The sequence below is a fragment of the Nocardia vermiculata NBRC 100427 genome (genome assembly GCF_001613265.1).
Lineage (GTDB): Bacteria > Actinomycetota > Actinomycetes > Mycobacteriales > Mycobacteriaceae > Nocardia > Nocardia vermiculata.
In genome coordinates, this window is the sequence record NZ_BDCA01000005.1 from 164,862 (window position 1) to 176,480 (window position 11,619).

General features: G+C 66.2%; 7 protein-coding genes. 6 read left to right on the forward strand and 1 reads right to left on the reverse strand.

Annotated elements, in window-relative coordinates:
• The first annotated feature begins 1 nt into the window (after window position 1).
• The 6 genes from NV2_RS08820 to NV2_RS08845 all read left to right on the forward strand — a co-directional run bounded on the left by NV2_RS08820 (window position 2) and on the right by NV2_RS08845 (window position 7,172).
• Window positions 2-1,333 carry an MmgE/PrpD family protein gene (locus tag NV2_RS08820; RefSeq protein ID WP_168436134.1) on the forward strand — a complete coding sequence of 444 codons (1,332 nt, stop codon included), beginning with the start codon at window positions 2-4 and terminating at the stop codon, window positions 1,331-1,333.
• A gap of 327 nt (window positions 1,334-1,660) precedes the next feature.
• A complete protein-coding gene (locus tag NV2_RS08825) occupies window positions 1,661-2,581 on the forward strand; it encodes a TIGR03620 family F420-dependent LLM class oxidoreductase (RefSeq protein WP_067871057.1) in 921 nt (306 codons plus the stop codon).
• A gap of 284 nt (window positions 2,582-2,865) precedes the next feature.
• The gene (locus tag NV2_RS08830; protein WP_067871058.1) at window positions 2,866-3,849 is read left to right on the forward strand and encodes an alcohol dehydrogenase catalytic domain-containing protein; all 984 of its coding nucleotides are present in this window, start codon (window positions 2,866-2,868) and stop codon (window positions 3,847-3,849) included.
• Entirely contained in the window at window positions 3,846-4,979 is a 1,134-nt protein-coding gene (locus NV2_RS08835; RefSeq protein WP_067871059.1) for a thiolase family protein, read from the forward strand. Before NV2_RS08830 ends, NV2_RS08835 begins: the two co-directional genes overlap by 4 nt.
• Window positions 4,976-5,386: a Zn-ribbon domain-containing OB-fold protein gene (locus NV2_RS08840; protein WP_067871060.1), complete on the forward strand. Its 411-nt coding sequence runs from the start codon at window positions 4,976-4,978 to the stop codon at window positions 5,384-5,386. The genes NV2_RS08835 and NV2_RS08840 overlap by 4 nt, the downstream gene beginning before the upstream one ends.
• Window positions 5,387-5,537: 151 nt before the next feature.
• On the forward strand, window positions 5,538-7,172 hold the full coding sequence (locus NV2_RS08845) for an SMP-30/gluconolactonase/LRE family protein (protein WP_067871061.1): 1,635 nt from the start codon (window positions 5,538-5,540) through the stop codon (window positions 7,170-7,172).
• A gap of 861 nt (window positions 7,173-8,033) precedes the next feature.
• Here NV2_RS08845 and NV2_RS08855 read toward each other — a convergent pair.
• Window positions 8,034-11,525, reverse strand: a complete 3,492-nt coding sequence (locus NV2_RS08855; RefSeq protein WP_067871063.1) for an indolepyruvate ferredoxin oxidoreductase family protein — start codon at window positions 11,523-11,525, stop codon at window positions 8,034-8,036.
• Window positions 11,526-11,619 lie beyond the last annotated feature (94 nt).

Consider the following 11,619-nt stretch of genomic DNA (forward strand, 5'->3'; position numbering starts at 1 on the left):
GGTGTACCTCGACGATTTGGCCGGGCAGCTCGAGGCTCTCGTTCCACAGCTGTCGGATTCGCACCTCGAACGGGCGGGTATTTGCGTGCTCGACGCTCTGGCCTGCGTCTATGGCGGCCGGAGGATGCCGTGGGTTGCGCAGGCGCGGGCCGTCGCAGACGTGGGAGGTGCGGGTGGTAGCAGCGTGTGGGCCAGCGGCGGAACACGTCGCGGACTCGTCGATGCGGTCTTTGCCAACTCGGTCGGATGTCATTCGCTGCTGTATGAGGACACACACGCAGAAAGTCGGGTTCATCCCGGGACCGTTGTGGTTCCGGCTGCGTTGGGTGTCGGTGAACTCGTCGACGCGTCCGGGGCGGACGTACTGCGGGCTGTGGTGCTTGGATACGAGGCGATTGCGCAGGTGGCAACGAGCACGATGACAGCGGAGTTCGTCGCGCGAGGTTGGCGGGCGAGCAGTGTTTTCGGGCCGTTCGGTGCTGTCGCTGCCGCGGCGTACCTGTACGGGCTGGATCGCTCGAAGACGGCGCACGCTATCGGTATTGCCGCCAGCTTCTCCTCCGGTGTTTGCGCGTGGGCGCAAGACGGAACGACCGAGGTCTACTTCCAGCCGGCGGCGGCGGCCCGGGACGGGATCGTCGCGGTGTTGCTGGCGCGTGCCGGCGCCTCCGGGGCGGCCGGCGCTGTCGATGGGCCGTTTGGTCTCCGTCGCGCATTCGCTGGGGCAGCCGACAGGGTGCTCGGGCCCGCTATCGCGGCGGACCGGCTGGCGATCGAACGGTCATTCTTCAAGTCCCACCCGTCCTGCGCGTTCACCCAGGCTGCAATCGACGCTGCGGTGCAGTTGCACATCCGCTGTATCGAACCTGCCACCGTCATCGGGGTGACGGTTTACACCTCGTCCGCGGCTGCAACGTATCCGGGCTGCGATAATCCGGATTCGCTCGATACGTCGATCTCACGCCAGATGAGCCTTCAGTTCGCGGTAGCTGCCGCGCTGGTCGACGGGCGGCTCGAGCCGCGCCGGTACGAGGGGACGATCGATAGCCGGCTCGCTGCACTTGCCGCGCGGACTCGGGTGGTGGTCGACCCCGGCTACGACCGAACGTATCCATCTCGTCTGGACGCGCGGGTGGAGCTACTGCAAATCGATGGTGGGCGGGCCTGGGCGGTCAGTGCTGATCGAGTGGACCTCGCACCTGCGAGCGTTCTCGACAAATTTCGCATGCATGCCGGCGCGGAGCTCGGAGACGACGTGTCCGAGAAAGTCATCCGGCTGCTCGGCCGTAGTAGTGAGTGGACTGCCCGTGACCTCATAGGCTATTTGACCTAGCTATATAGGCAGTATGTTGTTTGAACCAACAGGTTGTTGCGTCTGGTGTGGGCCAGCGGACGCTGCTCCTCCAGTCAGGAAGGACCTCAACGTGCACTCCTCAGATTCAACTCAGATCGGTTGCGGAACCGGTGCAACCTGTAGCGGTTCCGTCGTCGCGGGTGACGACGTGCCCTGTGTGGTTGTGCAGGCCCGCCTCGACAGCGGTCCGCGGCTGACCATTACGTGGGTCGGCCCTGACGACCCGGAAATCGTCGGTGCGGTCGCCGTGTCGTCCAGTGAGGTCGCCTATGGTGTGGCGCGGCCCGAGTTCGGACCGGCGCGGTCATGACGGGTGGTCGGGAGCTGGCGGCCCGGGTCGGGCCCGTCGGCGTCTGGCTCGCGGCGTTGGCGGAGATCTCGGCCGACCAGGCCCGCGATGCTGCGCGGACGATCGAGAGGCTCGGGTACGGCGCCCTCTGGATCGGTGAGTCGCCTGCGCACAAGGAGGTCTTCACTCATGCGGGCCTCCTGCTCGCAGCCACGGAGCGCCTCGTCGTCGCAACCGGTATCGCCACCATCTGGGGCAGGGACGCCGTTGCCGCAGACTGCGCCGCCCAAACCCTCGGCGAGGCCTACCCGGGTCGGTTCGTGCTCGGCCTGGGCGCGAGCCATGCCGAGGCCGGGCGTGGGCAGGGGCACGACCGCCCGTTCACCGCGCTACGCGAATACCTCGACGTGCTCGATACCCGGCCCTACCGGGGTCCGGTGTCGGAGGCTATGGTGCCGACGGTGCTCGCTGCGCTGCGACCACGCATGCAGGAGCTGGGTCGCGACCGCGCCGACGGGGTGCACACATTTTTCGTGCCGCCATCGCACACCGCTGCGGTGCGTGAGCGGCTCGGTACGGGCGCGTTCCTCGTTCCGGAGCAGGCCGTTGTCGTCGACCCGGATCCTGTGGTGGCTCGCGGGATCGCGCGGGCACACGTCGCCAGCAGATTGCGGCTGCGCAACTACGTGGCACACCTGGAAGCGATCGGCTACACCCAGGCCGACCTCGCGAGTTCCGGAAGCGACCGCATGATCGATGACCTGGTGGCCTGGGGAGACGCGGACACGGTGGTTGCGCGGGTTCGCGCACACCTCGATGCGGGCGCTGACCACGTGGCCGTGCACCCACTCGTCGGTGCCGCAGCCGGGCCCGCCGGGCTCCTGTCCCAGCTTCGACAGCTCGCACCGAATCTGATCCGCGCCGTTGCCCAGGACTGACCGCTGCCCGCGAACGAAGGACCAACGATGGATACCCACCTCCGGACCTGCCATGCCCACGAGATCTCCCGACACATCACCGAAGCACTGAGGTATGCGACGGGAGAGCAGGACCTGGTCGCACGCCCGTGCCGCAGCAGACGGAACGACGTACGCGCGCGTCTGAGAACTGCGGCCTTCGCCTCCTGCCTAGTACTTGATCCTGCCGCTCGGTCCGTCGGCAATCCAGGGAAGGCAATCGGGTGCGAGCCGCGGTCCTGAGTAGTACCGATGGGACCGGGATTTTGGACCTGATAGAGGTCGCCCGGCCCGTCCCGGGGCCGGGACAGGTGCTCGTACAGGTAGTCGCATGTGGGGTCTGCGGTCACGATCAGGCCGACCGGGTCGGCCTGCTGAAGATCCCGCTACCCGCGGTGCTGGGCCACGAGATCTCCGGCATCGTCGCGGATGTCGGTATCGGGGTGACCCGGTTCGTCCCCGGCGACCGGGTTGCCGGCAAGCAATTCGGAACTTGCGGGCACTGCTCATCCTGCCGTGACGGTGACGAGCTTCGCTGCCCGGAGCGTACTTTCACCTACGGCGGATACGCCGAGTACGCTGTGCTGCCCGAGACCTCCCTGCTCGCCGTGCCGCCCAAGGTCGATCTCGTCGCCGCGTCGGTGGTTGCCTGTGCAGTCGGCACCGGTTTGCAGGCGCTGCGCAGCCGTGCCGCGTTGCTGCCAGGGGAGACAGTTCTGGTCACAGGCGCGGGCGGCGGACTGGGCCTGCACGGGGTGCAGGTCGCGGCGGCACTCGGTGCCCGTCCGGTCGCGCTGACCGGCGACGGGGGCAAGGCCGGATCGCTTCGAGAGCTCGGTGCGGACGAGGTCATCACGACGGGGGACACCGCCTGGCAGGAGATCCTCGACGTCACCGACGGGCGCGGAGCCGACATCGTCCTCGACAACGTGGGGCATCCAGAGATCTTCCGGCAAGCTTTCCGCGCCCTCGCCGACCGCGGCCGCTATGTCCTGACCGGGCAGGTCGGCCCGACCCCACTGCGAGTGCACCCCGCTTTCCTCTTCGCCAAGGACGCGGTGATCACCGGGTCCGGCTCCACCTCGATGGCCACATTCACCGAAGCGCTTGCGATGGTCGCGGCCGGCCGGGTCACCCCGTTGGTGGCCCGATACTCGCTCGACGACGTAGGCCGCGCGTTCCGCGACCTCGACGACCGCCGCGTGACCGGGCGCGCGGTTCTCATTCCGTCCGCAGGAGGCCCGATATGACAGCCACGCTCCGTGCCGCCGTCGTCGGCGTCGGTCTGACGCCCTTCGGCAAACTGCCCGGACGCACCGCCGACGATCTCGGCGGCTGGGCCCTACGCGAGGCCTTGAACGATGCCGGACTCACTCCCGGGCATATCGACGGGCTGATCACCAGCAGGGTGAGCAACTACGAGGCGATCGCAGCCGACCACGGCATCCAGCCCCGGTGGGTGACACACCTGCCACCCGAGGGCCGGATGGCCGGAGTGGCCGTGCACACCGCGCTGGCCGCCCTCGCGACGGGACAATGCCGAACTGTCGCACTCGTCTACGGCAACGACGGGGCCTCCGCCGGGGCCACCTACGGCGGTGGCGTAGGCGAGGCGTATGGCACCTCGGCCTCTCTCGTCACTCCCTACGGGATGACCTCGCCGGGGGCGTTCTACGCCATGATGCTGCAACGCCACCGCACGCTCTACGGGACTAGCGAGGAGCAGTTGGCCACGGTGTCGATGACCTTCCGCGAGCATGCCGCGCTGAACCCGAACGCGGTGATGCGCAAGCCCGTGTCGCTGGAGGAATACCGATCGTCGCGGTTCGTGGTGGAGCCTCTGCACTTACTCGATTACTGCCTGATCAACGATGGCGGGGCAGCCATGATTCTCACGGTCCCCGAGGCCGCCTCCGATCATCTCCGGCCTCCGGTATTTGTCCTCGGCGCCGCCCAGGCCGGGCAGCTCGTCGAGTCCGATTTCCCGCCGGACGATTTCTGGGCCGGTGCGCTGTCGACCGTCGGCGCCCGCGCCTGGGCCGCCGCAGAGCGAGACCAGCGCGATGTGGACGCCCTGATGATCTACGACAACTTCAGTCCCAACGTGCTGTTCGCCCTGGAAGGCCTCGGCTATTGCGCACCAGGTGAGTCCGGGGAATTCATTCAGGGAGGTCGGATCGGCCTCGGCGGCGAGCTTCCGATCAACACATCGGGCGGGCATCTGTCCGAGAGCTACATGCAGGGCTGGGCGCTGAGCGTCGAGGCAGTCCGGCAGCTGCGCGGAGAGTGCGGACCACGACAGGTCGCAGACGCATCGCTGATCCAGTGGGTCTGCTCCGCGCCGATCGTCACCTCGGTGATCTACGGGAAGGAATTATGACCACCGTGCTGCCCGAGCCCCTGTCCGCTCGCATCCGATACCACCTCGAGGGCCTGCGTGTGGGCGAGATCCGAATCACCCGATGCTCCGTATGCCGGCGAGCGCAGTTACCGCCGCGGTCATCCTGCCCCGAGTGTCATACGGGTGAGCCGTTCACCTGGGAGCGGGCAAGCGGCCTTGCCACCATCTGGTCCTTCTGCGTATTCCACAAGGCCTATTTGCCACCGCCCGCTCCCCAGCCGCCGTACACCGTCGCGGTAGTCGAGCTGGCCGAGGGGCCTCGGATGGTCACCAACATCGTCGACGTGGACCCGCACACCCTCCGGATCGGCGATTCGGTAGCCCCCGTATTCGGACCCGATGGCGCACCGGAGGTTCGGTTCCGACCTGTCACGCTGCGGCGATGAACTCCCCAGGTGGAAACCGTGTGCTCCCGCCCGACAGCCACGGCCCTGATGCTCGCCGAGACAATCCCCAGCCCTATACCAGCCGAAACCGGTGGCAGCTATGTGAGTGCCGCCCAGCTGGACCGCTGGTCAGACAAAAAGAGGACAGAACATGCTCACTCGACAACGCCTGGCAGCCGGCCTGATCATCGGTACCACTGCCGTGGTTGCCGCCTGCTCGACCAGCGGGCCGGGCTCGGTCGTCGTGGACGACGGTCCCAAGGTAGCCGAGGGCTACCGGCTGGAGCGGGTCGTCACCGGTACCGCGCTGCACAGCATCAACGGGATCACTCTTCGTCCGGACGGGACGCTAGTGGCCACGAGCCTGGCAGGCGAGACGATCACCGAGATCGACCCGTCGACCGGTGCTTTCACCCCGTTGGTCGGCTCGCCCGACGGCAGGTCCGACGATGCCGTCGTCACCCCGACCGGGGAGTTGATCTGGACGGATCCCGCAGGCGGTGTTGTACGGCGCCGCGAAACCGACGGCACCGTAAGCACTATCGTGGACGACCTACCCGGGGCAAACTCCATTGCCTATGACCGCGCGCGAGTCCGGCTCTTCGTCGGACAGACGTACCTCGGCAGCGGGCTTTGGGAGATAGACCCCACGGGTGCGTCGCCGAAACGGCTCATCGCCGAGGATGCTGGCAAGCCGAACGCATTCGCCTTCGGTCCCGACGGGCAGATCTATGCCCCACTCTCCGCAAGCAAGACCGTCGCGCGAATCGACCCCGAGACCGGAGCTGCCACACCGGTTGTGAGCGGATTTCGGCACCCGGTCTCGGTCCGCTTCGACTCGGAGGACCGGTTGTACGTCCTCGACGGCGCCACCGGCGAGCTTGTCCGAGTCGATCCCGTAACGGCCATGAAACGGGCCGTGACCTCGGTCCCGGCCGCCGCTGACAACATGGTCATCGGGCCGAACGATCATGCCTACGTCAGCAACATGGCCGACAGCAGCGTGATCGACGTCGACCTGGATACCGGTGCCCAGCAGGTGATCACACGCAGCCCACTGGCGTTTCCCACCGACGTCGCTGCAGGCCCGGACGGCGTGCTCGTGGCCGACGCCACGGCTGTGCGAGTGGTCGACCCCAGGACCGGGCAGGTCCGTGAGCTGGCGCGTAGGCTCTCCTCGGAGCTCCAATTTCCTACCGGGATCAGCGTGCACGGCGACCATTTGGTCGCAACCTCTGCGCTGATCGGATCGATCCAGGTCCTCGACCGAACCGGTCATCCGCTGCGCCAGGTGGCCGGCTTCCAGCAGCCAGGCCACGCCATCGAGCTGGACGACGGAGCTCTGATCGTGACCGAGCCCTCGAACGGCAGGTTGCTCCGGGTGGACGGCGCCGCCGCGCCTCGACCGATCGCAGCGGGTCTCGGCACCCCGACCGGGCTCGCGGTCGCCGGCGACGGCCGGATCCTCGTCACCGACGCTTCCGAGGGGCGTTTGCTCGCCATCGACCCCGAAGCCGGAGGCGTCACCGTCGTCGGCACGGACCTCGGTGCACCTCGCCGTGTCGCAATCGCACCGGACGGAGCGGCTGTCGTACTCGACGCCCGCGGGCGGGTGCTCCGGCTCGACCCTGGCAGTACCAGGCCGATCGTTCTCGTCGAGGGCCTGGCTGTGGGACATCTCGACGCCCCGCACCCGCGGTCCGGGGGGCTGACCGTCACCCCGGACGGCACCGTGTACATTGCCGCCGACAAGGAGACCTCGGTCTATGCTCTCCGCCGGGTATGAGAAGGCCGAGCCGCTTGTTGTGTTGCGCCTTCGCAGGGCGCGACGCCGGACAGGGGAGTGCGGGTCTTCTCAGCGGCATCGCGCCGACCCGCTCGGAGACCGCCGCACTGCGATTCGACATGCTTGGCGGGAGTGGGCCCTCGAAGGGCGGAACCGGCGGCGGTCCGGGGCCTGCGTCGTATCGCCGAACACGTCAGAGGCCGTGCGCCCGGCCCGGAGCTCAACCTTTTGATTCACGCGGTCTCCCTCGACGGCACCCGCAAGGAAGTCGTCCGTGGGTTGCGTCGCTTCGACGACACAATGACCGAAGACCAGCTCGCGGATGTTCCTACTCTGCTCATCGGGTCACCGACCCGGATTGCGGAAGAGTTGCACCGGCTCCGAGCTGAATCCGGGATCAGCTACATCACAGTGCCGGAGCCGGCGATGGATACATTTGCCGAGGTGCTGTCTCAGCTTCGCTGACGACGCTATAAACGGGGGACTGCGGCCCGTTGCCCGAGACCGCCACACCAGCTGAAGTGCACCACGCCAAGTCTCGGGGCGGAAAGCACGTCGGCAAGTCACCGTAATCCGGCGTGTACTGGTCGGCGTGGGTCCAAGGTCTGCCCGAGTTACCGACCTGCCTGCGCAGGATTGTGTTCCGCCCGAGCTGTTGCCGAGGCGTGGAGTCCTCGTTCGACGCGGCCCGCCGCAGTGCTTACCACTGCCGATGCCTCGGTGGCCTCGTTGGCACCTTCGCCGCTGTGATCGAGAAAAGCCGAGCCGCCCCGGGCCCGATCCGCACGGCATGGTGCGCACCGAACCCGGGGCGATTTGGTCGCGATTGCTGGGCCCGGCGGCGATCCGGTCGGGGCCGGGTTACGGGGACGCAGCCGGAATGAGGTCGCGTGCCTCCTTCACTTTCCGGTGATACTCCGCGACGCTGTCCAGCTTGATGTGTTCGTATCCCCGGATTTCCTGAGGCATGGCCAGAATGGCCTCGACTCGGTCGGCGTTTTCCGGTGTGGCGAGCGGGACCATTTCCGCGGTGAGTTCCGCGAATTCCTCGATCAGTGCCCGCTCGACCTTCCGCACGTGGGCGTAGCCGAACAAATCGAGCCGCGTTCCCCGGAGCCCGCGGCTACGGCGCAGAATGTGCAGCGCGAGCTTGAACCACGGCCCGAGTGAGAGTTTGTTCTTCAGTCCCATCGCGCGGAACACGGGCGGATGTAGCTTGTAGCGGTAGGTCGCGTCGTCGCCGAATTGTTCGCGGACCGCCCGGTCGAATTCGGGATCCAGGTAGTGGCGTGCTGTCTCGTATTCGTCCTTGTAGGCCATCAGTTTGAACATCGACTCCACGGCCGCCGCGGTCAGCGCACCGGGAGTTCCCAGTGCCCGGGTTTCCCGAGCGGCGGTGTTTCGGATGAAGGTGATGAAAGAGATTGCGTACGTAGCATTCTGGTAGTCCGCGAGGTCCGTCGCGAGAAATCCCACCCGGTCCTTCAATGCTTCGCTGATGCCGTCGATTTGCGTGATTGCCCGGTGCAACTCGGCTGAGGCACCGGCTATCCCGGACTTCTTCGCTCGGGGTTTCGCAGTTGTACCGGTGTGCGGCTCGAGCACATGCCTGCGCCCGACCGCGATCGCCCGGCGGTTCGCGGCGACCGCGACTCCGTTGAGTTCGATCGCTTTCTCGATCGAAGCCAGGGGAATCGGCAGGGCGCCCGCCTGCACCGCTATCCCTACAAGCACCATATTGGCCAGCTGGTCGGTCCCGAATTCGCGGTATGCGATCTCGCGGGCGTCGGCGTAGACCGAATCGCCTGCGCGGCTCACTGCATCGAGAGAGTGCCGGATCGATTCCGCCGTGGGAAAGTCGGTGCCCGGTTCGAGGATCATCGATCCCGTGGGTACCTGGGCTGTCGAGATCACCGCGATCGTTCGCCGGCTCGACGCGGCTCTCGAATTCTTTTCGTCGGCTGCGACCAGCAGATCGCAGCCGAGGTACAGATCGCATTCACCGTCGGCGAGCTTGTTGGTTCCTGTGATTGGGCCGGCCGAGAATTTCAGATCGGAGACGACTGCGCCGCCTTTCTGTGCCAAGCCCAGCTGGTCGAGACCGCGGACATGCAGGCCCGCGAGCGCGCCGGCGGTGGCGAGAATCTGTGCCGCGGTGACGACTCCGGTGCCGCCGACACCGGTGATTCGTACGTTGAATGCCTCAGGGCTCACCTTCGGAGCCGGTTCCGGCAGTTCGGGCATTTCCGGCTCGGCGGTTTTCTTTCGCGCGGAGGTGCCGGGTTCGACAGCGACGAATGACGGGCAGTCGCCGTCGAGGCAGGAGTAGTCCTTGTTACAGGACGCCTGATCGATGCGGGTCTTTCGGCCGAATGCGGTCTCGACCGGCTGAACGGACATGCAATTCGACTTCTGTCCGCAATCTCCGCAGCCCTCGCACAACCGTTCGTTGATGAAGGCCCGTGTCGACGGCTCCGCGACAAGTCCTCGCTTGCGTTTGCGTCGCAACTCGGTCGCACATTCCTGATCGTGGATCAGCACCGTCACCCCTGGCGTTGCGGCCAGCTTCTCCTGGATGGGGATCAGTTCTGCTCGGTCGAGCACTTTCACCGATCTGGGCAGCTTGATCTTGCGGTACTTCTCGACTTGATCGGTAGTAATCACGACACGGGTGACGCCTTCGGCCAGCAGTTCCTGGACGATCTGGGGTACGGACATCTTTCCGACGGCCGCCTGTCCGCCGGTCATGGCCACGGCATCGTTGTAGAGCAGCTTGTAGGTGATGTTCACCCCGGCGGCCACCGCGGCCCGGATAGCGAGGCTCCCGGAATGGTGGAACGTGCCGTCACCGAGGTTCTGGAACATGTGTTTGTCGCTGACGAACGGCTCCATGCCGATCCACGTTGCGCCCTCGCCGCCCATCTGGCTGAGGGAGGCGATGTCGCCCACGCGGTCTTCGGGCATCAATTTGGCGAGTGTGTGGCAGCCGATACCGGCACCGACCAGCGAACCTTCCGGCACGACAGTGGAGCGGTTGTGGGGGCAGCCCGAACAGAAATAGGGCGTGCGGGTGAGCAAGGGCAGTGTCAATCGCGCCGGTCGTCGCTCGACATCTTTCAACCCGAGCTCTGCCACTGTATCCGGCAGCACGGTACGGATGCGTCGCGCGAGCGTTTCCGCCAGGAGTTCGGGCGGTAGATCGGAATCCGCACGAAGCAGCGGACGGGAATTCTCATCTCGTTTCCCGACTACCCGAGGTGCGCCGGGTGTGCCGTACAAGGCGTCCTTGACCGCCAATTCCACGAATGCCCGTTTCTCCTCGATCACGACGACCTCATCGAGGTCGGTGCAGAAGTCGCGTACGGCATTGCGGTCGAGCGGGTTGATCACGCCCAGTTTGAGGATGCGGATCCCGGATCGTTCGAGATCGGCCTGAGAAATCCCGATGCGTTCGAGTGCCTGGAGGGTATCCCGGAAGGGCGCGCCGGCGGTGATCACGCCGAGTTTCGCTCGGCTGTCACCGATAACTCGATTGATCTCGTTGACCTGGACATACCGGGTGGCGAGCTCATGCCGCTCGTACATGAGGCTCTTTTCCAGCCGAGCCAGATTCGGCTGGAGAAAATCTGCGGAAACCCGGTGCGTGAACTCGGTGTCGTCGATGACACGGCTGGGCGAGGTCGCGGCTACTCGTGCGCGGTCGAGTTGCACCGTCGCTGCCCCGTCGACGACATTGGTGGCGAGTTTCATCCCGACCCACACACCGCTGAATCGCGACATCGCGATCGCGTGTAATCCGAAGTCGAGGACCTCCTGGGGGTCTGCGGGGACGAAGATCGGGAGGCCGAGCTCTGCCATCGCCGTCTCCGAACTACTCGGCACGGTCGAGGATTTCGCGATCGAATCGTCGCCGACCAGAACGAGGGCCCCGCCGTTGGGTGCGGCCCCGCCGAGATTCGCGTGGCGCAGCGCATCGCTGGCCCGGTCCAGTCCCGGCGCCTTGCCGTACCAGACGCCGATAACGCCGTCGTATTCGCAGTTCGGCGAGGCGGAGGCCAGCTGCGAACCTTGCACAGCATTGACCGCCAACTCTTCGTTGACGCCCGGCCGGAACACAATTTCCTGCTGGTCCAGGAGTTCACGCTGCCGGTTGAGCTCCAGGTCGTAGCCGGCCAGCGGTGAGCCTTCGTAGCCACTGATCAGGATTCCTGAACGCAGTCCCGCCGCGGCATCCCGGCGGCTCTGCTCCATGGGAACCCGGACCAGCGCCTGCAGGCCCGTCAGGAACAGCTCTCCGTCTGTCATGTTGTATCGGTCGCTCAACGTGAAATCTCGCGCGTGCAACTCGGGCACAACCGCCTCCTGTCTGCCGAGCCGCACTGCCCGGATGTTTGGATATCTTTGTGACATTCTTCCGTGGCTCACGGTGGGAAACCACGGTGAAATC